Genomic DNA, 23,270 nt, shown 5'->3' with positions numbered 1-23,270 from the left:
CTTAACCAGAACATGTCAAAGCCGGAGGTTAACCATGACTCGACTTACCGATCATTTAATCATCATTTCTTTTGATTGCCTTTCAGCATTAGACTATCCGATTTTAACAGACTTACCCCACTTTCAAACGATCTTAAAAAATGGCACATATGTGGAAAATGTCGAAACAATCTACCCCTCGGTCACCTATCCCTGTCATGCCACAATTGTGACGGGAAATTATCCAAACCGGCACGGAGTCATTAATAATACCCTCCTGCAGCCTGGAAGACCGTCACCTGATTGGAATTGGTATCGTCATTGCATCCATGGAACGACCCTATACGATGAAGCAAAGCAAGCAAATCTGACCACAGCAGCCCTATTATGGCCGGTTACCGGCAAAGCCGGCATCGACTACAATATGCCGGAAATTTTCGCAAACCGCCCATGGCAAAACCAAATTCTAGTTTCACTTATGAACGGGACACCCAGCTTTCAATTGGATCTCAACAAACGATTCGGGCATATTCGCAATGGCCTGAATCAGCCTGAATTGGACGACTTCGTTTTGGAATCAACCGTCCATACGATTAAAACAAAGAAACCAAATTTGGTTATGGTCCACTTTACTGATTTAGATACCCAGCGCCACTACCATGGCTTTTCATCCACTGAAGCCGTCGCGGCCATTCACCGACATAACCAGCGACTCGGCAGAATCTTGGCCGCTCTCCATGAAAGCGGTATCTATGAAAATTCCACAGTGGTGGCCCTAGGCGATCATAGCGCGCTTGATGAAAATAAAGTGATTAACCTAAATGTCCTTTTCTATAACAAAAAGCTTATCACCACAAACCCTAAAGGGAGAGTAATTAATTGGCAGGCTTATTGTAAAAGTTGTGATGGCTCCGCATATATTTACATTAATGACAAACAAGACTCAGCAACAATTCAGGAAGTGAAACAACTGCTAGATTCATTGCTTGATGATCCAACATCGGGCATTGAACAAGTACTTACAGGCGAACAAGCAGCGGCAAAAGGCGCAGATGGTTCGTGTGCCTTTATGCTTGAAGCTAAACGCGGGTATTACTTTTTAGAAGACATGGAGGGGGAGTATATCCAGTCATTTTCCCGTGAGGACGCAGCATCCAATAAAAAGTATACGTTAGCCTGTCATGGCTACTCACCGGAAAAAGAACAGTATGGCACGATTTTCATGGCGGCTGGCAAAGGCATTAACCAAATCACCCTGCCTTCCATCCGTCTCATTGATGAAGGCCCAACATTCGCCAGGCTTCTGGGTGTCAGCTTAGGAAACACCGATGGAAGAGTTATAGAAGAAATGTTGACGATATAAGCCTTTAAAGGGGGAACTTGAATGAGTCGGATGTCGAAGCAAGAAAAGAGCTGGGTATTCTATGATTGGGCAAACTCTGCCTATTCGATTCTTATCACCACAGCCGTTTTTCCATTGTATTTTAAAGCGGCAGCAACCGAGGCAGGACTTGCTGCATCTACATCCACGGCCTACTGGGGGTATGCCAATTCCTTTGCCACACTGCTCATTTCCCTTTGTGCACCTATTTTGGGCAGCATAGCGGATTTTAGGGGCTTTAAAAAGCGATTCTTCACCTTTTTCTTTGCCCTTGGTATTATTTTTACCTTTTTACTCGCCGTTGTACCAAGCAGCCAATGGCTGATTCTATTAATCTGTTACATGGTGACCGTCATCGGTTTTGGGGGAACGAACATTTTCTATGATGCCTTCCTTGTCGATGTAACATCGGAAGAGCGGATGAATCAGATCTCATCGAAGGGATTTGCGATGGGTTACATTGGAAGTACCATCCCTTTCATTCTTGGCATTGCCCTTATTATTTTATCGCAGCAAAGCATGATTCCCATTTCTGTTTCCGTCGCAAGCCAGGCTGCTTTTGCGATTACCGCCCTCTGGTGGGGATTATTCACCATTCCGATGCTAAAAAATGTCAAGCAGATCTATTATAAAGAACGAGTCCCACATCCAATTCGAAATGGGTTTAAACAGCTTTTTGAAACCTTTAAAAAGATTCGGCTTTACCGCCCATTGTTTCTCTTTTTACTAGCCTATTTCTTTTACATTGATGGGGTGAATACCATCATCACCATGTCAACGGCATACGGATCAGATTTGGGCATCACTTCTACTAACCTTTTGATTATTCTATTTGCTACACAGGTAGTGGCTGCACCCTTTGCAATTATTTATGGGAAGCTTGCCGATAAATTTAAAGGCAAAACGATGCTGCTCGTTGGAATATTTATCTATATTGTCATCTGTACCTATGCCTATTTTTTAAAAACGACTCTAGACTTCTGGATCTTGGCGATGCTTGTTGCCTCCTCTCAAGGCGGGATTCAGGCACTGAGCCGATCCTACTTCGCAAGGCTTGTGCCAAAAGATAGTGCAAATGAGTTCTTTGGTTTCTATAGTATCTTTTATAAATTTGCGGCCATCTTGGGGCCCTTCCTGGTTGGATTTACGGCCCAAATGACAGGTAATACCAATAGCGGCGTATTCAGTCTTATCGTTTTGTTCATCATTGGCGGCTTGATTCTCCTCCGTGTACCGGAAACGACGAATATTTCAACCACAAACACGTTATCACAATAAGCATTGAAAGAGCTCACCATTCAGGTGAGCTCTCTCCGCATTATTTTACATCGTAGCCTTGGTCATCAATCGTTTCTTTTATCGTGCTAAGTGATACAACCTTTGCGTCAAATTCAACATCCACTAGGCCTTTATCGAGCTTAACAGAGACCTTTTTCACACCTGAAAGCTCGCCAACACTGCCTTCCACCGCTTTTACGCAATGACCGCAGGACATCCCACTAACATGTAACGTAACATGTTCCATGATCGATTCCTCCCTTATTTTTTCATTAATTTTTGAATGGTGACAAGAACTTCGTCTAAGACCTCGAAATCGCCATCCTGAATCCTCTCGACCACGCAGCTCTTCATATGACCTTCAAGCAAAATTTTCGCAACGCTATTTAACGCCGATTGGGTGGCAGAAATTTGATTGATAACATCATCACAGTAGGTATCTTTTTCGATTAAGCCCTTAATGCCACGGATTTGCCCCTCAATCCGGTTCAGCCTTGTTACCAGATTATTTTTCACTTTATCCGAATGATGACTCTTTCGTTGATCGCCATCATGTGAACAGCATGTATCACCGAGCAGCTCCTCTTCCTTTCTGTTATCCAAGGACATCCAACCCCTTCCATTTTAGCCTTATTATATCATACCCCCGTATAGTAAAGCGATGAACAAATAGAGGTCCCATTCATAAAAAGTAAACCCACCACATGGCAAGCATATGATAGGTCTGATGTTTAATCCATATTTTGAACAATCGTTTGCTGGATATTGCGAATGACATCGCCGCGGCTAATGACACCAACCACATGATTTTGCTCGTCTACTACTGGAAGCTTCTTAAAGTGGTGTTTGGATAAAAGCTCCACAACGTTTTTCATGTCGTCCTCAGGACGGACGCTGAAGATTCCATGCGTTTTAGCAATCATCCTAATTTCCCTATTCGCCAATTCCTTTAAGCGATTGTTCATATCCTCCTTGGCAACATACGTGATAAAACTGAAATAATCCGGGATTCGGCGATCAATTGGCTTAATGGCCCGTAGGATGTCTCCATCTGTTACCATTCCCACTAACGTTCCATCTTTCTTAAGAATCGGTACGCCGCCGATTTTTTTCTCTACCAACAAAGCCATTACATCTTTTATCGAACTTTCTGGGTTTACTGAAATAACATCTTTCACCATAAATTCTCTAACTTTCATGATGATCATCACTTTCCTTCGTATAGGATGGGTTTTATTTTTTCAAAAAGCTTTCTAAAAATGAACGTTTAAAATGGTCGTTAGGTATTAGTCGCTCTTCCATTTCATGGTCTGCTTGTTTGATCACAGCAATTTCCTGATGGAGACGTTCCATCTTCCGATCAAGCTGTGCCGCCATCACCGCTGCATCTTTTAGTTCCTCAATCATATGGTTCGGGACTTCTTTATTGTATTTGTAATAAATCTTGTGTTCTAAGCTTGCCCAAAAATCCATCGCGATGGTCCGAATTTGGACCTCGACATAGGTCAATTCCTCACGGTCGGACATAAAGATCGGAATCTCCAAAATTAAATGAAGACTTTGGTACCCATTTGGTTTTGGATTTTGAATGTAATCCTTATAATCGACAACCCGGACGTCTTTTTGATTGGAAATCATTTTCGCCATCTCGTAAATATCGGAAATAAACGAACAAGTAATCCGAATTCCAGCGATATCCTTCACATTTTCTTTTATCGATCCTAATGATAAATCATAGCCTTTTCGATACACTTTTTTCAAGATACTTTCCGGAGATTTTAAGCGAGATTTTACATGTTCTATTGGATTATAATCATGAATATAATTAAACTCATCTTTTAAGATATTAATTTTCGTATTGATTTCGTCCAAGGCAAACTTATAGGCCATCATAAACCTTGTCAATTCCACTTTGAGTGATTTTAGTTCTTTCATGTCAAAAACGGTTTCAATGTCCAAACGGTTCTTCCTCCCTATTCCTTATTTTCCAATTCGCTCTTCTGCAGATGTTCCAACACCTCAGGGGGAAAAACCATCCGGCAAATCACTCTAGCCAATTCCTGACAATCGACCTTTTTCCCGCTTTGGTTCTGTCTCTCCAGACCATTCTCCACTAACACCATGATCGCCCATGTGACTGTATCTAAGTCAATATCCGGCCAAGTTAATCCACTTTCGCTGGCTTGCTTTAATCCCGAAAGCATCCTGTCATGGATTTTCCTCCTTGCCACACCCAGAACCTCCGCAAGTTCTGAATCTTTCGTCATCAACTCCGGAAGGACACGCTGAAGTCCTAGTTCATTTCGCCTGTGATAATGTGCTTCTAATAGTGACGCTAATACAGTTTCAGGGTCGTTTGTCATCCAGCTTGGTTCTGGGGGAAGGAACTTTTCTAATTTATCTTCTAAAAGGGACATTAACAGCTGCCGTTTATCGGAAAAATAGCGATAAAAGGTTCCTGTCGCTACCCCTGCATGGGCAGCAATTTCCTTAGCTGTTGTCTGCTCGTACCCCTTTGTATTAAATAAAGCATATCCACTTTCAATCAGTGCATTCCTTTTTTGCTGGGCACGTTCCTGTTTAGGGACAAATGGAAATTCACCAACAAGTTTCTCTTCATGATCTGGCATTTGATCACCTCAGTGCTATCATAACACGATTTTTAAAATTGAACCATAGTTCACTTTTTTATTGACAGATCATCAAAATCATGTGATACTTGAACCATGGTTCATGTTGTATTCATTTCAGTTGTTTAACACCCCTTGCAATATAAATGAGTGTAACATGACCAATTTTTTATTCATTTTTTCCATAAAGATTGAACCGTAAAGCAGGAATTTAAATTTTTTATGCGAATAATGTAAAGTATTATTACGCTTTATTTTTTTATATTACTTGCGTTTCAATAATTGAAAGGTGTTGATTAATTTGGCTACTCAAAGTGAATCGAAGAAGATCTCCGTTAATTCAACTATCTCATTAAAGGGAATTGTGAAAGCCATTTTCAACGAAACCGTTCATGTCCAAATAGGCGGGAAAATTATTCCGATACCAGCATCAGATTTCTTGCTTGAAAAACCAACTAAGTAACAGAAAAGCTCATCACTTATGTGGTGAGCTTTTCTCATTTACCTCAACGGCAATATTCCTTTTTTGATAACAATCGCAGCTGGTAATATGGTCATTTACCATGCCCGTAGCCTGCATAAACGAGTAGCAAATGGTTGAGCCAACAAATTTAAAGCCACGTTTCTTTAAGTCCTTACTCATTTTATCGCTGATTTCTGTCATGGCCGGAACATCCTTCATTTCATTGAAATGATTTTGAATCGGCTTGCCGCCAACAAATGACCATATATAGGGTTGGAAGGCTCCGAATTCTTCGACTATCTTTAAAAAGGCCTTGGCATTGGTAACAACTGCATTCACTTTCAGCTTATTCCTAACAATTCCCTCATTTTGTAAAAGCTCGGCTATTTTTTCTTCATCATACAGGGCAATTTTTTCAGCCTCAAAATGATCAAACGCCTGACGGTAATTCTCGCGCTTCTTTAAAATGGTATACCAGCTAAGCCCGGCCTGTGCCCCCTCGAGATTTAAATATTCAAATAGCAGCCTATCATCATAAACGGGCACTCCCCATTCATGGTCATGATAATGAATATATAAGGGATCCTGATTCACCCAACCACATCTGTTCATGTTTAACTTCCTCCATTACGTCGTTAAAATAGACAAGATTTCCCGTGACATCATGGTCCGGATAGATTGTCCGTGCCGCCGCCGTCATACACTATTCCCATTTTATTTCCTTTATTTCCCGACTGGTTCCCCTGCTTTACCCCAATGAGTTTTGGGAAACTCGGTCACAAGCACTCTAATATTCTCTTTCGGAGTATCCAACGTTTCCGCAACCGTGTTCGTTACATTGCAAATTAATTCGGCCACCTTCTCTTTCGGTCTTCCTTCCATCATTTGCACGTTTATTATAGGCATAACGACCATCCTTATCTTCTATATTTCTTTATTAGTCTCTTTTAATCTGTTACGGTGAAAATGACTTCACCTAAACCATCGAATCTACCACTGACAACATCGCCATTTTTCAACATGATTGCACTGGTAATTCCTCCTGTTAAGATGACATCCCCTTTTCGAACCTTATCCCCTTTTCTAGCCAGCATATTTGCCAGCATGGCTACAGAATGTGCCGGGTGTCCAAGAACTGCAGCACCTGCACCTAAATCCTTGATTTCCCCGTTAATGGAAAGTGTAGCGCCAACCAAATCTAGTTCAAATTGTTCTGGTTTCTTCAACGTCGTCCCGAAAATAACTCTTGAAGTGGACGCATTATCTGCGATCACATCCGGAAGGGTAAAATTAAAGTTTTCATACCGACTGTCAATCACTTCAAGTGCTGGAAGAACATACGCTGTTTTTGCCAACACCTGCGCACCTGTTAAACCGGGACCTTCAATGTCCTCACCGATAATAAAGGCAATCTCTGCTTCTACTTTAGGATGAATCATTTCATGTAATCGAACCCGACCGCCATTTTCAATCAGCATATAATCAAACACATATCCATATATGGGTTCTTCAATCCCCATTTGTTTCATTTTTGCTTGACTTGTTAAGCCCATTTTCGGTCCTACGATTCTTCTTCCTTCTTCTAATTTCCTGTTAACAATTTCCTGTTGAACAAGATAGCCCTCTTCCACCGTTAAATCAGGCTTTAGATTTGCCGTGACTTTAACCACTTCTCGTTTTTCTACTTCTGCTAAAATCAAATAATTGGCTATATCTTTAAATTGACTCAAATGATTTCCCCCCTTTTCGACCTATTAAAAACGGACACTAACCTGCCCAATATGCGCAAATCTTGCAGTAAATGACTCACCTGCACGTGCGGGCTCGGCTGCAGACAACGCACCAGAAAGAATCACTTCCCCTGCACGAAGGGGAATATCAAACTCGGCCAATTTATTAGCTAACCAGGCAACACAGGTCGCCGGATTTCCTAATGCAGCGGCCCCAACGCCCGTATTAACAAGTTCACCATTTTTCGTTAATACCATGCCGATTAATTCAAGATCAACATCTTCTAACCTTGTTGGCTTGCCGCCAAGGACATAAAACCCTGATGACGCATTGTCAGCAACAGTATCAGCCAACTTAATCTTCCAATCTTTGATTCTACTATCAACAATTTCAAGCGCTGGGACGACATAATCGGTTGCTTGAATCACATCAAGAGTGGTTACATTTGGTCCACGTAATTCCTTTTTTAATATAAAGGCAATTTCCGCCTCTACCTTCGGCTGCAGGACATTTTCTATTGAAATGCGCCCGCCATTTTCCACGACCATCGTGTTTAACAAGTGACCATAATCCGGCTCATCGACACCAAGCAGGTTCTGCATCGCTAAGGAGGTTAAGCCAATCTTTTTACCGACTACCTTTTGTCCCTGCTCTAATTTTTTGTTAATGTTTTCAAGTTGGATATAATAGGCTTCTTTTACCGTGAGTTCAGAATCAACTGTCGTAAGTGGTGCCGTTCCAATTCTACTTGATTCTGCTTCAGCCAATAGTTCTGCATATTGTATTACTTTATTCGTCAAAACGCTAACTCCCCTTCTTTTCATTTAAAAATATGTAAACATATTATCGCCTTTACTCTTGTTTCTACTTACATCCGTGAATTCCTCCTAAGGGGTAATAATTTTTAGTAAATTCTTAATTGTATAGCAACCCTTGCGAATTTCATATACAACTTAAGTGTACATGATGCTCGTTCCTGCTGATTTTTTACAATCTAATCAGACTAGCCCATTCATGTCCGTACGTAATAGCATACAATACCACATCTAAAAATAATAAAGGCGGAGAGTGGTATGGGATTATATATAAATAGAAGGAATCATCCGGAAGTATATAAAAATGGGCAAGAACTTTACGAGCCAAATCAGCAGGTTTCACGACAAGACTTCTTAGCAGAATTAATAAATGACCAACAAAAGGCTAATGATGCCCTTAATCAAGCACTCGCTGAACTAGGCATGCGCTTTTCCCAAAACGAAGAGTCAAAAGTACATCAGTGGAATCAACTAGACACACAGCTGAAGGATTTAAGGTATCGATTAGAGAAAAATGAGGAAGCCAATCAACAGCTTGCCATGCAAATGAATGAACAACTGGAATTACAAAAGACAGCAGCACTGAAAATGGAGAAACAAGAAGATTTACAAGGTAGTGTGTTGAAGCGTTTAGACAATCAAGACGCACTATTAGACAAATTAGCGCGTCAAGTGAACCATATTCGCTCCATTCTTTTCGAACGGACCAATTATTTAGCGTCAAAAATTGAAGATGGCTATAAAGTGACATCCTCTTATGTCTATAAATTGATGACAGGATCCGAGCAGCCGTTAACATTTTACCTCATGAATCATCAAAAGGAGGAAACCAAGAAGAAAGCGGATCCACTTTAGCCAAAGGAAAAACCGTTCGGAAAAGAAGAACGGTTTTTTATTCCTATTTTGTAAAAATATCGGTTAACACAGGTACAATTTGTTTCTTACGAGAAACGACGCCCTTTAATGTTGCCGTATTATTGACTAGGGTTACATTATAAGCTTTTTCTACCGCTTCAGACTTACGGCCTAGGGCTAACCCAACCGAATCATTTGTTAAGATATCGGTTACGACAAAGAGGAATAAATCCAAGTTTTTCTCTTCGATAATGGTGGATATGGCTGCTTCTAATTCTCCTTGACGGGCTAGAACGTCAGCAGTGTCCACCACATTCACTTGGGCAATTTCGACCTTACTAGTACCCATTTCAAATCCCTTGGCATCAAGGGTTAAAAGCTCAGAAACAGATTTATCGCGCACATCTGCACCGGCTTTTAACATTTCTAAACCATAACTTTCAGCCTCAACACCGGCAATCCCAGCTAATTCACGCGCTGCTGCCACATCTTCTGGTGTGCAGGTTGGTGATTTGAATAATAAAGTGTCAGAAATAATAGCGGATAACATTAATCCGGCAATTTCCGGTTTCATTTCTTTGCCGTTCTCTTTATACATTTTATTTAAAATCGTCGCGGTACAGCCGACAGGCTCGCAGCGGTAATATAAGGGGTCGCTTGTCTCAAAATTAGCAATCCGATGATGGTCGATTACTTCGAGAACGCGAACTTCATTTATATCATTTGCACTTTGCTGACGTTCATTATGGTCCACTAAAATAACGGCGTTAACTTCAGCTGCCACCGCTTCGACCAAACGGGGAATTTCAGCATGAAATTGAGTGAGTGCAAATTGTGTTTCCCCATTCAGTTGTCCAAGACGGACCGGTTCAACATCCCATCCTAATTGCTTTTTTAGATCTGCGTAAGCAATCGCAGAACAAATCGTATCTGTATCAGGATTTTTATGACCAAATATAAGTACTTTTTCCATGTTCCTACTCCCAACCCTAGTAAATTATGTAGGACAAGCCCTTGTTATGGGATTGACCCTAACGAAAATTATATAGTATTCGGCAAAAGGTTTCAAAAAAAAAGATAAATAAACATTATACAAATGAGTGAAAAGAATATCCTTTCTTTTCAAAGCCTTGTCGCAGCCGAAGAATGGCCTTGGAATGGATTTGCGAAATACGGCCCTTTGTCAAATTCAACACATCAGCAATTTCAACTTGGCTTAAACCCTCAAAATAGAAAAGCGTAAGAACCAGCCTTTCATTTTTTGGCATCGTATCAATAAAGAGTGCAATCAATTTCTGCAGTTCACCCTTTTGCATGTGCAGTTCCTGGGAAGGTGACTGATCATCTTGAAGTTGGTCCAATCGATTTTGCTGTTTCCCATCCTCATCCCCATTCTTCATTGGTTCATCAAGAGATAGCAAGGTAGAAAAGGATACAGCCGCCATGGTTTGGTCTACTTCATCAGCCGAAATATTTAAGTAGTGGCTAATTTCCTCTTCCGTAGGGGTTCTCATTAACGATTGCTCTAAATCACGAAAAGCATTATTTAGTTTTTTGGCTTTCTCTCTTAAGCCCCTAGGGATCCAATCCATTTTGCGAATTCCATCCAGCATGGCTCCCTTTATTCGCCATAACCCATACGTTTCAAATTGATAGCCTTTTCGATAATCAAAATGATTGATGGCTTCGAGTAAACCGATATAGCCCAGACTGATTAAATCCTCTTTTGGAATGATTCGCTGCGGGATGCTCATACTCAGCCGGTTTGCTACTCGTTCCACCAAATGTGTATATTGTTTCACCAATTTTTCCTGCGTAAGAGAATCAGGTTTTTCCTGATACGTTCTCCAAAGCAGCAGGTGTGGAACGGTTTCATTGATAGCAGATTTCAACTTGTGATCCCTCCTGGTTTTACGATTTCCTTAAAGTCATTATTTTTTCAAAAAAACCACGGATTCCATTAGAGGATGGAACAGCCTCCTCCATGTCTGGTAAAAACGTATATAAAATTTGATTAATGTTTTTTGATGCTTCACAATTTGGATACGATAAATAAAATGGCGACTGTGCCCTGACAGCTTTCTGGACATGAGCATCCTCCATTAGGAAGCCCAAACTCGTTAATTTCATTTTCAAAAACACATTGCAGGCGTTTTTTAATGTTCTTGACGTTTCCGCAGCCTCGCGATACGATTGAGCACGATTTACGACCAATCGAAATGGCGGTGATTTGGCGGTGAATTGATGAACGGTCTTCATGACAGCATAGGAATCCGCAACCGAGGTCGGTTCTGGTGTCGTGACCAAAATCGTTTCATCAGATGCCAGGATAAAATCAACTAATTCCTTCGAAATCCCTGCACCGGTATCAAGTAAAATGAAATCCGCATAGGATTGCAGTTCTTGAATTTGGTCCATAAAAAAAGCAAGGGCCCTATTGTCCAATCGCAAAAGGTCATTGATGTCCAGTCCACCTGCAATATAATCAATCCCGCCGGCACCTTTTTCAATACAATCTAAGAGATATTTCCGCTGGTGGAGCACATCTGCCAGACTATATTTCGAGGAAGCACCCATGAGAATGTCAATATTTGCAGTAGACAAATCCAAATCCAGGACGACCACCTTTTTTCCGGCCGCTTTCAATGCCAAGGCAAAATTAATCGTGAAATTAGATTTACCGACACCACCCTTACCGCTGGTAATCGTAATTAAGCGAGATGACTGTTTACGCGTTTCTTGAACTTGATAGCGTTGCATATATTCCCTAAGTCTTTGGGCTTGATCCATTTACAAATCATCTCCCACTAAGGAACTAGCAAGCATTGGCGCATCAATGACGGTTATATCCTCGGGTACACTTTGTCCATTGGTTATATAGGCAATGTGATAAGGGTATTTATAGGCAATGTTGAGAATCGATCCATAGTTAGTTGTTTCATCAAACTTGGTTAAGATTAATTTATTGACAGGACTCTCCAAGAACTCGTCCAATAACAGCCTCAGATCCTCATACTTGGTTGTTAAGCTTAAGGCTAAATAATTATCACTTTTAATCGGATGATGCAAGAACTCCGCTACCGATTCCCGATTTTTTTCATCTTTATAGTTACGACCGGTGGTATCCATATAAATAAGGTCGTAATGGGCAAGATTGGTAAGCGCTTGATTGAGCTCTTCACTTGAGCGCGCCACTTCAATCGGAACATTTAATATTCCGGCGTAGGTTTTTAACTGTTCAACCGCCCCGATGCGATAAACGTCCGTTGTAACTAGCGCTACTCTCCGTTTTTGTTTTAAAATTTGTTCCGTTGCCAGTTTCGCAATGGAAGTCGTTTTTCCAACTCCTGTAGGTCCAATGATCTTGATCATTCGAACATCTTCATTTGGATTCGTTGTTTTGGGAATTCTCTTTTCAATAATCCCTTGAATAATGGAAATCATTTCTTTTTCAATTACCTCATCACTGGCATCAACCAGTGAACCATACCTGTTCAGCATGGAATTTATCGTGTAAATCACGATATATTCCAACACTTCATCATCTACTCCTTTCTTTTTCAAGCGATTGATCCACTTGGATAGGCGTGTAGATGATGTATTTCCCTGCTTTTCACTCGTCATAAAGACCATCATCATTTTCCTGAGGTCCTTTATTTCATTGATGAGCTCCGTTTCAGTTTCAACCGACTGAGGCGTTTTAGTCTCAACCTCCGATACTCCCTTTTCAGCCGTCTGTGCATAATATTGATAGAGCATTTGCGGCTTCTTATGAAAAACAGAGTTGTTTTTATCCTCTACTTCTGCTTTATCAACGGATTGACTGTCCATTGTTACTTGTTCACTCTTTTTTTCGATATGAATCTTTCTGCTGTCTAACTCGATAGGTTCAAATTTCTGACTGTCGGGATTACTTTTTTCAACCAGACTTTCTCCTGCTTTTTCAATTAAGCCTAATGCAATCGTACGATGATCTCGTGGTTCTTCCTTCTCGGCAGCATAGGCGGTTACTTCAAATTTTTGTTTTGTAAAAAAACCAAAGAATCCGCCTGTTTTGATTGACCTCGTATTAACAATTATCGCATTATCCCCTAATTGCTGTCTGACCATTTTTAATGCAAGGGGAATGGAATCTGCAACAATTTTTTTTGTCTTCATATGTTGACCACTCCTATACTTTGTATCTCAATGTCAGGCTCAAGCTCTGTATAGGCAAGCACAGGGACAGTGGGCATGATTTTATCAATAAATTGTTTCAAATACATCCGAATGGACGGTGATGTAAGGAAAATAGGCTGACCACCTGCTTTGATAATTCGTTCAATTTGTCCATGCAGTTCCTCGGTAATCCTCCGTGAAACCTGCGGATCCATGGAAAGAAAATAACCGCCAGATTCTGTTTGCTGAATCCCATCAGAAATACCTTTTTCTAATGTTGCCCCAGCCGTTAATACTTGAATGACCCCATTATCCGCATATTGTTCCGTAATTTGCCGTGTTAACGACTGCCGAACATATTCGGTTAACACTCTAGGATCTTTGGTGTATACCGAATAATCTGCCAAGGTTTCAAAAATGGCCCCTAAATCGCGAATCGATATTTGTTCACGAAGAAGATTTTGCAATACCTTCTGGATTTCCCCGACAGATAACAAATTGGGAACAAGTTCATCGACCAAATTAGGATGACTTTCTTTCAAGTTATCAATTAATTCTTTCGTTTCTTCTCGATGCAGCAAGTGGTGTGCGTACTGCTTTAATACTTCCGTTAAATGGGTCGCAATCACAGATGGTGGATCCACAATCATATAGCCCATTAATTCGGCTTTTTGTTTTTCCTCGTTTGTCACCCACACGGCCGGTAAACCGAAAGAAGGTTCAATTACTTGAATACCCTCTATTTCTCCCACATCTGCCCCTTGATTCATCGCCAGATAATGATCTAAATACACTTCTCCGGATGCGATTTTATTCCCACGGAATTTGAGCAAATATTCGTTCGCAGGTAACTGCAGGTTGTCACGAATGCGAATAGTGGGAATAACCAATCCTAATTCAATCGCGAATTGCCGGCGAATCATGATAATTCGATCAAGAATATCGCCACCTTGTTTCTGATCTGCCAATGGAATTAAGCCATAGCCAATTTCCAATTCAAGCGGATCTAGTTGGAGCAGGTTGACTACCTTTTCAGGACTGCGGATATCCTCCTCCATGTCCGCCATTTCCATTTGTTCGGTGCGTAATTCTTCTTTTTTCATCGACCTTTGCATCGTTATGCCGCTAAAAATTAGAATCCCCGCCACCGGTACCGTAAGGAAGAGGCCAATTGGCGTAAATAATCCAAGAAGAAGAATGGTTCCACTCACAATAAATAATAGCTTCGGATAACTGAAAATTTGCTCCATAATATCCGAGCCTAAATTCCCATCGGATGCAGCACGTGTAACGGTAATACCGGTTGCAGTTGAAATGAGTAGTGCCGGTACTTGAGAGACTAAACCATCGCCGACAGAAAGAAGCGTGAAGGTACTAGCTGACTCTGCAAAACCCATACCATGGATGACCATGCCAATAATAAAACCGCCAATGACGTTAATCATTAGGATCACAATGCCGGCAATGGCATCCCCTTTAACAAATTTACTGGCACCATCCATTGCCCCGTAGAAATCAGCTTCCATTTCGATTTTTCGGCGGCGCGTTCTGGCATCCTGTTCAGAAATTAATCCGGCATTCATATCAGCATCAATACTCATTTGTTTACCTGGCATCGCATCCAAGGTAAACCGAGCGGCCACTTCGGCAACCCTCTCAGACCCTTTGGTGATAACAATAAATTGGATAACGACAAGAATTAAGAACACCACAAAACCAACAACAGGGCTCCCGCCGACTACAAAGGAACCAAAGGTCTCAATCACTTGCCCGCCATCCGCCTTAGAGAGAATGGAACGTGTCGTTGATACATTAAGTGCAAGGCGGAATAGGGTGGTCAACAGCAAGGCTGTTGGAAAAATTGAAAATTCCAAAGGCTCTTTCGTATTCATGGCCACCAATAAAATCAACAGTGACACAGAAATATTACAAATCAAGAAGAAATCTAGTAATAAAGTAGGAAGTGGAATGATCATCATGGCAACAATCAAAATAACTACAATTAATACGGATATATCTTTTGCCTTCATGTCATCATCCCCTTATATTTTCCTTCCTGGTAATAAACGTATGCCAATATTTCACCCACGGCATTGAACAGCTCTTCAGGAATCGTCCCGCCTATTTCAACTGAAGCAAATAAAGCACGTGCCAAGGGCCTGTTTTCAACCGTGGTAATCTTATGTTCCTTGGCAATTTCTTTTATTTTTAATGCGATAAAGTCTTGCCCCTTCGCAATCACCTGCGGGGCATCCATCGTGTCAATGTCATAACGGATCGCAATCGCAAAGTGCGTAGGGTTGGTAATGACCACATCAGCCTTCGGCACTTCACGAATCATTTGATTCATGGCCATTTGCCGTTGGATGGATCTTCGTTTTCCCTTAATAAATGGATCCCCTTCAGACTTCTTATACTCATCCTTAATATCCTGTTTCGACATCCGGATTTTCTTTTCAAAACTAAACTTTTGATAGATATAGTCGGCCACCGCCAAAACGATTAAAGATCCCGCTGCAACTAAGCCAATTTGAAGAATCAAAGACCCTATAAATCTAGCTGTATCCCATATCGTTTTTTCGCCAAGAACAAGAAATTGATTTTTTTTCTGCCAGATGACTAAAAAAACAATCACAGCAATAAAGGTAATTTTTAAAATCGATTTTACTAATTCTACTAAGGATCGCACGGAAAACATCCGTTTCAATCCTGACAATGGATTCATTTTTGTAAAATCCACTTTTATTAAAGAAAAATTAAACATAAAGCCGACCTGCATTAAATTGGCGGCAATTCCAGCCACAAGCACCACTAGTAAAATGGGGGCAACCAATTTCCCCGCATCCAACACTAGTTGATTAAATAATAGTTTTGTACTTGTGATTGATAGATCCCAAAGCATATACTCTTGGAAACTATGACGATAGATGGTTAAACAACCAGCGACTAAACTCTTTCCTCCGACCAGTAAAAATCCGAAGCAAAGGAGCAGCGTAATAGCAGTAGATACTTCAGGGCTTTTTGCGACATCCCCTTTTTTTCTAGCCTCACGCCGTTTCGAGGGCGTTGCCTTTTCCGTTTTTTCACCGGAAAATAATTGTAAGTCTAAACGCAGCAGCATGCCTACGCCCCCATTATTTTTAAAATAGATGACATTGAACCGAACATATTCTCAAATAAAATGTTTAATAGATAAATAAAACCTGGCAATAGAACGATATAGAGCGCAAAATGAAGTAATATTTTTAATGGCGGCGCAACAGAAATAATATTCAATTGCGGAACCGTTTTTGCAAGAATACCTAAGGCAACGTCACAAACAAACATGGCACCCAATATGGGAGCGGCCATCATAAAGCCAATCATAAACATTTGCTTTACGCATTCCAAAAGAAAGGCGGACAGCCTGCCATCTATGAAAGCGGGTATGGTATCCTGCAATGAAATCCAATCAAAACTGGCCAAGATCCCCTGAATTAATAATAGATGACCATTCGTTGAAAATAATAGGAGCATGGCAAGAATATTTTTAAATCTCCCTGTTAGTGGTTCTGATAACCCGAAATTAGGGTCAAATAGACTAGCCATGGAAAAACCTATTTGCATATCTAAAAGGGAGCCGGCAAACTGGACAGAATAGAGTAAAAGCGCCGCTGTCATCCCTAACACAATGCCGACAAGAAATTCCTTTAAGATTAATAGAAGCAGTGCCCACTGCGGTAACGTATCAATTGGTTCCTTCACCAACCCGACACAGAGGATCGCAAGGGCCGCACTGAAACCAATTTTGTAAGTTGCCGGTATTTGCCGTCCCGAAAAAACAGGAACCACCACCATAAAGGACGATATCCGGACAAATACAAGTAAAAAGCTCCATAATGTGGAAGCATCCATCGTCATCACCTACCCGACAAATTGAGAAAGATTTCCCAATAAGTGTTCAGTGAAATCAACGACATGTCGGAGCATCCACGCCCCGCAGACAAGCAAGGTCAGAAACACGGCAAGAATCTTTGGAATAAATGCCAAGGTCTGTTCCTGAATCTGGGTGGCTGCTTGAAAAATACTTACCAATAATCCAACGGCTAAAGCGACTCCGGCAACAGGGGCAATCACAATAAGGATTGTGTAAATGGCCTCCTGGGCTATACGTAATACCATTTCAGTGGTCATGAATGACACTTCCTTTTAAAAACTCTTTAGCAGTGACCCGATGATTAGATGCCAGCCGTCAACCAAAATGAACAGTAAAATCTTAAATGGCAACGAGATCATGACCGGTGGCAGCATCATCATCCCCATTGACATTAACACACTGGAAACGATCATATCGATGACCAGAAAGGGAATAAAGATCATGAATCCCATTTGAAAGGCTGTTTTTAATTCACTAATGGCATAGGCAGGAACAAGGGCCGTTAGCGGGATGTCCTCCACCGATTTCGGCCTTTCCATCTTGGCATAATCCATAAACAAGGCCAGGTCCTTCTCCCGAGTATTTTTCGTCATAAATTCTTTCATGGGATCAGTTGCCTTTTTGAAGGCTTGCTCTTGGGTGATTTTCCCCGCCATAAACGGTTGGTAGGCCTCATCATTGATTTGAGAAAAAGTAGGACCCATGATAAAAAACGTCATAAAAAGAGCCAACCCGATCATCACTTGATTCGGCGGTATTTGCTGTGTGCCAAGGGCATTACGAACAAATCCGAGCACAATGACAATTCGCGTAAAACAAGTCATCAACATTAAAATCGCCGGAGCAATCGATAACACGGTTATCAGTAGAATGATCCGGACCGTATTCGAGACCTTATCTGGATCATCCGAGGCTAAATCGAGTCCAGGTAAAAGCGAACTTGCCGGTTCAGCAGCATAGGCAACAGAGATAAACCCGAGCGTAAAGAGGGGAACGAGAATAGCTAACTTCCGTAACATAGGTTACTCCCCTCCTCGGCGCTGCTTCATATTATCTAACTGTTTCTGAAAAACAGAATTCCACAATTTTTTCGTATCTTGGGCCGCCCATTTTGCAGGCGGCTCCTCTTCTTGATTCTCGAGACTTTCGAGTAAATGCTGATATTCTTCACCTTGGGTAATCGTGCGGATGAGTGTGACCGTTTCTCCCACTCCAAGGACATAAATAGTCCCGCCAATCAATACGAGCTGGACAGAACGATTGTTTCCGAGTGCATGGTCTCCCAATGGAATAATCGGTCCATTGGACGGCAATGCCTTGTTCCGCTTTGACAGGAATCGTAATAACACGAACAACAAGAAAATCACAAATGCGAACGATACGATAAATTTAATAAACATGGAGAATATAGAAGGAGATGTGCCACTATCCTTCTCTTTACTTACTGAGTCTTTGGGTGCTTTTTTTTCACCCTTTTGGATAGTGTCATAGACGGAAGGTTCACCGGCGGCAGTTAAACCCGCGGCAAATGTGGTGGTTTGCATGGAAAATAAATAAAAGAACATAGCAAATAAAATCATGATGCGTTTCATGTTGGTTCTCCTTCCTTGGAGTTTCTCTATTTCTCTAAATTCACCGTAATTTGCGCGGCTATTTTTGCGTCTTTCTTGGCAATTTCGGTTAATATTTGTGACCGGTTCGTCGTGCTCATCTGTTTCAATACGTTCATTGCTACTTGTGCATTTGTTTCCATCATCGATTGAATCAAACTTGCTGATTGCGCGGCAGGCATCCCCGCAATTGTTTCTACTAGACTACCTGCAGGATCTACATCATTTTGAACAATTTTTTGCAGCTCATCCTTCAAAATAGCAGGATCCGTATCATTTATTGTTCCGATTTCCTTCAGCAGCATGGTTATTTGTGCGGCCTTTTTGGCATCTTTCATACTTCCAAGTATATTGCTTTGCTGTTCTTGACCTAGCGACGACATTGTGATCGCGGCATCCTCTAAAGACATCACTTCAAACATTTTTGCTGCTTTTGAAGGTGCCATATTTTCATAAATAGCTGCCACTTGCTTCAGTTGATCCTTGTTTTTTTGCGCCGCTTTTTGATCGAGCTGGTTTTGCAAATCTATGTTGCTCTTTTTTAATTGATCAAATTCTTCTTGATTGGACTTGATCTGTTTCTCCAACGAGGCTATTTTTTTCGCTTCCTCTTTCACTTTTTGATTACTATCAAGATATTTCGCTTTATAGTCATCTGACGGAGAAGTCTTTTTTGCATCGTCCTGTGGAGAAGGATCCGGATCCGGCATCATCATACTAATGACAGGGGTGTTATTTCCCCATTCCTGGATCGATTTCCAAACCGGAAAGCCTAACCAGTTAAAAATGAACAGACCAAAAATGGCCAAAAAAAGTAACGGAATAAGCCCAAAGTATAGTAACGATTTCAATTTTCCCTGTTGCTTTTCTTCCATTTTGTTTTCGCTCCTCATACCCGGCGGGAATACCGTAAGACAGCCATTTCATCCAAAACAGCCTGTTCTTTTTGATCCAGCTGTTTTTGAAATGCAGCCTTTGATTTCGCCTTCCATTGATTCCACATTTTTGCTTCTTGCATTTTTTCAATCAGAACCAGCTGTTTTTCTTCTAATTGCTGATGGATTTGCTGTGATTGTGATGTCAGCTGTTTCATTTTCTGATTGACATGTTCCATTTCCTGATGAACATGCAGAATTTGCGATACTGTTTTCCGATCAACTTCATTATATTGATTGAACATTTTTTTCTTCTCTTGTTCTAAGTCTTCCATTTTTTCCTCAAGCTCGATTTGCTTAATTTTGATGGTACCGTATTCCTGCTCAGCGAATTCCTTCTCTTTTTCCTTGAAATCAAGTACCTTTTGAAAAGAAAACCTATATGTCATGTCATCATCGCTCCAAATTGTGAAATTAAGAAGGATCTTGTTTCTTCTAACGTAGAAGGCTCATAAATACCCTGACGCAAGAAATTATCTATTAGCGGTTTGAAACGCACAGCCACATCAATTTCTCGATTTGACCCCTTCTTATAGGCACCAATATTAATTAAATCCTCTGCCTCGTTATAGGCGGCGAGATATTTTTTAAAGATTCGCACCGCATTTAAGTGTTCATCGGAAGTGATTTCGTTTATGACACGGCTTGCACTATTAAGAACATCAATCGAGGGAAAGATCCCTTTACTGCCAATGGCCCGATTTAAGACAATATGTCCATCTAAAATTCCTCTAACGGCATCAGCGATTGGTTCATTCATATCGTCACCGTCCACCAGAACGGTATAGATAGCAGATATCGATCCCTTTGGTCCGGTTCCAGCCCGTTCCAACAGTTGTGGAAGCATCGCAAAAACAGATGGTGTATACCCCTTTGTTGTAGGCGGTTCGCCAATGGCTAGCCCGACTTCCCTTTGGGCCATCGCGAAGCGAGTGACAGAATCCATGACAAGTAAAACGTTCTTTCCCTGATCGCGAAAGTATTCCGCAATCGAGGTAGCCGTTAACGCTCCTTTAATCCGAATGAGGGCAGGTTGATCCGATGTTGCTACAATCACAACAGACTTTTTTAACCCTTCTTCCCCAAGGTTTTGCTCTAAAAAGTCAAGGACCTCCCGTCCCCGTTCACCAATCAAGGCAATGACATTGACATCCGCTGAAGTGTTTCTGGAGATCATCCCCAGGAGCGTGCTTTTCCCGACCCCACTGCCGGCAAAAATCCCTACCCTTTGTCCTTTTCCCATCGTCAACAAGCCATCAATTGTACGGACACCGACTCCTAATGGTGAATGAATCCGCGGTCGCTTGAGCGGATTGGGCGGCTTGGCATGTGTCGGTACCTCTTCTAACCCAAGTGGCAGCGGCTTTCCATCCATCGGCTGGCCTAACCCATCAAGCACCCGGCCGAGTAATTGATGACCGGCTTTGACCATCATCGGTTTCCCACTTGCAACCACATCACAGCCAGGGCCAATCGCTTGGACTTCGCCAAGGGGCATGAGCAAGACTTTGTTTTCTCTGATCCCAACAACTTCAGCGGGAATCGGGGTTTGTGAATTTGTCGGATAAATGGAACACAGCTCACCAATCCGAACATCCGGTCCTTGGGACTCGATTGTAAGCCCGATAATTTGCGTTATTTTTCCGTTCACTCGAACAGGATCAATCCCGCGAATGAGCTTCACATAGTTTTCAGCTGACAATGTCACTTTGCTGCCCCCTTCTTGCCTCAAGGATAACCTTTTTAATCTCTTCAATTTGTGTATCAATTCTAGCGTCGATGCTACCGTACGCAGTCCTAATAATACACCCCTTTGAAGTGACCGAATGCTCAGGGATAATTTTAATTTCCGTCTCCCCGTTCACCATGGCCATGAGATGGGAGCGCTGTGATTGAATAAACTGAAAATCATCAGGATGTACACAGATGGTAATATGATCTTTTTCCTTAAAGCGAAGGATATGCTGCTGGATTACCTCAACAAATTTATCAGGGCAATCCTCCAGTTCCTGCTTGATAATTTGCGAAGCAATTGCGGTACTTAACTCAAGTAAAAAAGGCTCTGCTTCAGCTATGATCTTTTCCTTTTGTGCATAGGCTTGTTGTAATATATCATCTACAAGTGCTACTTTATCTTGGTATTCGGCTTGAATCTCAAGAAGAGCTTCCTGTTTTCCATCTTCATACCCCTGGAGAAACCCTTGCTCTTTCGCTTCATGTGACATCGTCTCAAGCTTTTCCTGATTCTCTTCCCACCACTGTTGTACTTTTTCCTCTGCGGCAGTCTCTATCGCCTGAGCTTTTTGGCTGGCGGTCTCCATAATCTCTTGTGCTTTTTCATTTGCCTCTTTGATCAAGGGATGATCCTCAATCGTTATTCCTTCATTTCCCGGTAAGGTTGAGGATTCATCAAGACCTTCATTAGCAAAATCACTTGAAATAAGCGGTTGTTTAATGACCATTACTTCTTCCATTAATGATAGATTGGAGGCCTTGAACACTTTAGAATAAGATGCCATCATTTCCACCTCGAGCAAGAACAATCTCACCGGAGTCTTCTAAGCGGCGAATAACCGAAACAATTCTTCCCTGTGCTTCCTCAACATCCTTCACCCGAACAGGTCCAAGATATTGCATTTCTTCTTCGAACGTCTCGACCATCCGTTGTGACATATTTTCGAAAATAACATTCTTGACCTCTTGGGTTGAAGCCTTCATTGCAAGAAGTAAATCGTGATTTTCCACTTCCTGAATAACCCGTTGAATCGCCCTTCGATCCAAATTAATAATGTCCTCGAAGATAAACATCCGATTTTTAATTTCTTCTGCCAATTGATGATCTTTAATTTCCAGACTCCCGAGGATACTCTTCTCCGTTCCGCGGTCAACGCCATTAAGGATACCGACAATCGAATCGATACCACCGACAACGCTATAATCTTTCCGGATTGTAGCCGATAGCTTCGTTTCTAAAAAGTGTTCCACCTCTTTAATTACTTCTGGAGAGGTTTGCTCGAATAAAGCAATTCTTCGCGCTACATCTGATTGAAGTTCTTCAGGCAGCTCTGCAAGAATTACCGAAGCCTGTTGCGGCTCTAAATGCGTTAAAACGAGTGCAATCGTTTGTGGATGCTCATTCTGCAAGAAATGATAGATTTGCATCGGATCCACACGGCGAGCAAAGTCAAACGGTTTAACCTGGAGCTGAGTGTTTAAGCGGTTAATGATTTGTCGGGCCTTATCTCTGCCTAAGGCAGACTCAAGCACATCTTGCGCAAAGGTAATTCCACCCGTCGCTAAATAATCATTCGCGATACACATGTCGTGAAACTCTTGTAAAACCTCCTCTTTTTCTTTACCATCCACTTTTTTTATACTCGCAATCGCTAATGTAAGCTGTTCGATTTCATCATCGGTTAAATGATTAAACACTTTAGAGGAAGCTTCCCTTCCCATAGAAATAAGCAATATCGCTGCTTTTTGCTTCCCGCTTAACTTTAATGCTGTTGCCATAGGATC

28 protein-coding genes are annotated in these 23,270 nt (G+C 41.5%); 4 read left to right on the top strand and 24 right to left on the bottom strand.

All coding sequences use genetic code 11. From position 1 onward, the window contains the following. The first annotated feature begins 34 nt into the window (after window positions 1-34). Together RCG19_RS19890 and RCG19_RS19885 are read left to right on the top strand one after the other, a co-directional pair. The gene (locus RCG19_RS19890) at window positions 35-1,342 is read left to right on the top strand and encodes an alkaline phosphatase family protein (protein ID WP_308108541.1); all 1,308 of its coding nucleotides are present in this window, start codon (window positions 35-37) and stop codon (window positions 1,340-1,342) included. 21 nt (window positions 1,343-1,363) lie between these two features. Continuing rightward, on the top strand, window positions 1,364-2,638 hold the full coding sequence (locus RCG19_RS19885; protein WP_308108540.1) for an MFS transporter: 1,275 nt from the start codon (window positions 1,364-1,366) through the stop codon (window positions 2,636-2,638). A 40-nt stretch (window positions 2,639-2,678) separates the two neighbouring features. Here the strand turns inward: RCG19_RS19885 and copZ are convergent, their stop codons facing one another. The 5 genes from copZ to RCG19_RS19860 all read right to left on the bottom strand — a co-directional run bounded on the left by copZ (window position 2,679) and on the right by RCG19_RS19860 (window position 5,268). Beyond that, entirely contained in the window at window positions 2,679-2,885 is a 207-nt protein-coding gene (copZ, locus tag RCG19_RS19880) for a copper chaperone CopZ (RefSeq protein ID WP_166245361.1), read from the bottom strand. 14 nt (window positions 2,886-2,899) lie between these two features. Further along, a complete protein-coding gene (locus tag RCG19_RS19875) occupies window positions 2,900-3,247 on the bottom strand; it encodes a metal-sensitive transcriptional regulator (protein ID WP_308108539.1) in 348 nt (115 codons plus the stop codon). A 122-nt stretch (window positions 3,248-3,369) separates the two neighbouring features. After that, complete coding sequence (locus RCG19_RS19870) at window positions 3,370-3,837, bottom strand: CBS domain-containing protein (RefSeq protein ID WP_308108538.1); 468 nt, start codon at window positions 3,835-3,837, stop codon at window positions 3,370-3,372. A gap of 34 nt (window positions 3,838-3,871) precedes the next feature. Further along, on the bottom strand, window positions 3,872-4,597 hold the full coding sequence (locus RCG19_RS19865) for a GTP pyrophosphokinase (RefSeq protein ID WP_374049561.1): 726 nt from the start codon (window positions 4,595-4,597) through the stop codon (window positions 3,872-3,874). Between the two features lie 14 nt (window positions 4,598-4,611). Continuing rightward, on the bottom strand, window positions 4,612-5,268 hold the full coding sequence (locus RCG19_RS19860; RefSeq protein WP_308108537.1) for a TetR/AcrR family transcriptional regulator: 657 nt from the start codon (window positions 5,266-5,268) through the stop codon (window positions 4,612-4,614). A gap of 301 nt (window positions 5,269-5,569) precedes the next feature. On the opposite strand from RCG19_RS19860, the gene RCG19_RS19855 reads away from it, so the two are divergent. Next, window positions 5,570-5,731 (top strand): hypothetical protein, encoded by a 162-nt coding sequence (locus RCG19_RS19855; protein ID WP_166245353.1) that lies wholly within the window; start codon window positions 5,570-5,572, stop codon window positions 5,729-5,731. A 12-nt stretch (window positions 5,732-5,743) separates the two neighbouring features. Here RCG19_RS19855 and RCG19_RS19850 read toward each other — a convergent pair whose 3' ends face one another. From RCG19_RS19850 to RCG19_RS19835, 4 genes are all read right to left on the bottom strand, one after another. Then, window positions 5,744-6,343: a DNA-3-methyladenine glycosylase I gene (locus RCG19_RS19850; protein ID WP_308108536.1), complete on the bottom strand. Its 600-nt coding sequence runs from the start codon at window positions 6,341-6,343 to the stop codon at window positions 5,744-5,746. 111 nt (window positions 6,344-6,454) lie between these two features. Beyond that, window positions 6,455-6,637, bottom strand: coding sequence for a 4-oxalocrotonate tautomerase (locus tag RCG19_RS19845; RefSeq protein ID WP_308108535.1), 183 nt, complete (start codon window positions 6,635-6,637; stop codon window positions 6,455-6,457). A gap of 41 nt (window positions 6,638-6,678) precedes the next feature. Continuing rightward, window positions 6,679-7,461 (bottom strand): 2-keto-4-pentenoate hydratase, encoded by a 783-nt coding sequence (locus tag RCG19_RS19840; protein WP_308108534.1) that lies wholly within the window; start codon window positions 7,459-7,461, stop codon window positions 6,679-6,681. 24 nt (window positions 7,462-7,485) lie between these two features. Next, window positions 7,486-8,262, bottom strand: a complete 777-nt coding sequence (locus RCG19_RS19835; RefSeq protein ID WP_308108533.1) for a 2-keto-4-pentenoate hydratase — start codon at window positions 8,260-8,262, stop codon at window positions 7,486-7,488. A gap of 273 nt (window positions 8,263-8,535) precedes the next feature. On the opposite strand from RCG19_RS19835, the gene RCG19_RS19830 reads away from it, so the two are divergent. Next, window positions 8,536-9,132, top strand: a complete 597-nt coding sequence (locus RCG19_RS19830; RefSeq protein ID WP_308108532.1) for a hypothetical protein — start codon at window positions 8,536-8,538, stop codon at window positions 9,130-9,132. 43 nt (window positions 9,133-9,175) lie between these two features. On the opposite strand, the gene RCG19_RS19825 is transcribed toward RCG19_RS19830, so the two are convergent. From RCG19_RS19825 to fliG, 15 genes are all read right to left on the bottom strand, one after another. Beyond that, on the bottom strand, window positions 9,176-10,105 hold the full coding sequence (locus tag RCG19_RS19825) for a manganese-dependent inorganic pyrophosphatase (RefSeq protein ID WP_308108531.1): 930 nt from the start codon (window positions 10,103-10,105) through the stop codon (window positions 9,176-9,178). A gap of 115 nt (window positions 10,106-10,220) precedes the next feature. After that, window positions 10,221-11,024, bottom strand: coding sequence for a sigma-70 family RNA polymerase sigma factor (locus RCG19_RS19820; protein WP_308108530.1), 804 nt, complete (start codon window positions 11,022-11,024; stop codon window positions 10,221-10,223). A gap of 19 nt (window positions 11,025-11,043) precedes the next feature. After that, window positions 11,044-11,922, bottom strand: coding sequence for a MinD/ParA family protein (locus RCG19_RS19815; protein ID WP_308108529.1), 879 nt, complete (start codon window positions 11,920-11,922; stop codon window positions 11,044-11,046). After that, window positions 11,923-13,290: a flagellar biosynthesis GTPase FlhF gene (gene flhF / locus RCG19_RS19810; protein WP_308108528.1), complete on the bottom strand. Its 1,368-nt coding sequence runs from the start codon at window positions 13,288-13,290 to the stop codon at window positions 11,923-11,925. It abuts the gene before it with no gap. After that, entirely contained in the window at window positions 13,287-15,320 is a 2,034-nt protein-coding gene (flhA, locus tag RCG19_RS19805; protein ID WP_308108527.1) for a flagellar biosynthesis protein FlhA, read from the bottom strand. Before flhA ends, flhF begins: the two co-directional genes overlap by 4 nt. Beyond that, window positions 15,317-16,411, bottom strand: a complete 1,095-nt coding sequence (flhB, locus tag RCG19_RS19800; RefSeq protein WP_308108526.1) for a flagellar biosynthesis protein FlhB — start codon at window positions 16,409-16,411, stop codon at window positions 15,317-15,319. The genes flhA and flhB overlap by 4 nt, the downstream gene beginning before the upstream one ends. Window positions 16,412-16,413: 2 nt before the next feature. Beyond that, entirely contained in the window at window positions 16,414-17,184 is a 771-nt protein-coding gene (fliR, locus tag RCG19_RS19795; protein ID WP_308108525.1) for a flagellar biosynthetic protein FliR, read from the bottom strand. A 9-nt stretch (window positions 17,185-17,193) separates the two neighbouring features. After that, entirely contained in the window at window positions 17,194-17,463 is a 270-nt protein-coding gene (gene fliQ / locus RCG19_RS19790; protein WP_166245328.1) for a flagellar biosynthesis protein FliQ, read from the bottom strand. A 15-nt stretch (window positions 17,464-17,478) separates the two neighbouring features. After that, on the bottom strand, window positions 17,479-18,225 hold the full coding sequence (fliP, locus tag RCG19_RS19785) for a flagellar type III secretion system pore protein FliP (RefSeq protein ID WP_308108524.1): 747 nt from the start codon (window positions 18,223-18,225) through the stop codon (window positions 17,479-17,481). A 3-nt stretch (window positions 18,226-18,228) separates the two neighbouring features. Next, window positions 18,229-18,798 carry a flagellar biosynthetic protein FliO gene (locus RCG19_RS19780; protein ID WP_308108523.1) on the bottom strand — a complete coding sequence of 190 codons (570 nt, stop codon included), beginning with the start codon at window positions 18,796-18,798 and terminating at the stop codon, window positions 18,229-18,231. Between the two features lie 26 nt (window positions 18,799-18,824). Further along, entirely contained in the window at window positions 18,825-19,691 is an 867-nt protein-coding gene (locus tag RCG19_RS19775; RefSeq protein ID WP_308108522.1) for a MotE family protein, read from the bottom strand. Between the two features lie 14 nt (window positions 19,692-19,705). After that, complete coding sequence (fliJ, locus tag RCG19_RS19770; RefSeq protein ID WP_308108521.1) at window positions 19,706-20,140, bottom strand: flagellar export protein FliJ; 435 nt, start codon at window positions 20,138-20,140, stop codon at window positions 19,706-19,708. Continuing rightward, entirely contained in the window at window positions 20,137-21,459 is a 1,323-nt protein-coding gene (gene fliI, locus RCG19_RS19765; RefSeq protein WP_308108520.1) for a flagellar protein export ATPase FliI, read from the bottom strand. Before fliI ends, fliJ begins: the two co-directional genes overlap by 4 nt. Further along, window positions 21,443-22,270 carry a FliH/SctL family protein gene (locus tag RCG19_RS19760; RefSeq protein ID WP_308108519.1) on the bottom strand — a complete coding sequence of 276 codons (828 nt, stop codon included), beginning with the start codon at window positions 22,268-22,270 and terminating at the stop codon, window positions 21,443-21,445. The genes fliI and RCG19_RS19760 overlap by 17 nt, the downstream gene beginning before the upstream one ends. Beyond that, complete coding sequence (gene fliG, locus RCG19_RS19755) at window positions 22,254-23,264, bottom strand: flagellar motor switch protein FliG (RefSeq protein ID WP_308108518.1); 1,011 nt, start codon at window positions 23,262-23,264, stop codon at window positions 22,254-22,256. The genes RCG19_RS19760 and fliG overlap by 17 nt, the downstream gene beginning before the upstream one ends. Window positions 23,265-23,270: the final 6 nt, after the last annotated feature.

This window comes from Neobacillus sp. OS1-2, from assembly GCF_030915505.1.
GTDB lineage: Bacteria > Bacillota > Bacilli > Bacillales > Cytobacillaceae > Neobacillus.
Note: the sequence above shows the minus strand (reverse complement) of the source record. Positions and strands in the feature narration are given on the sequence as shown.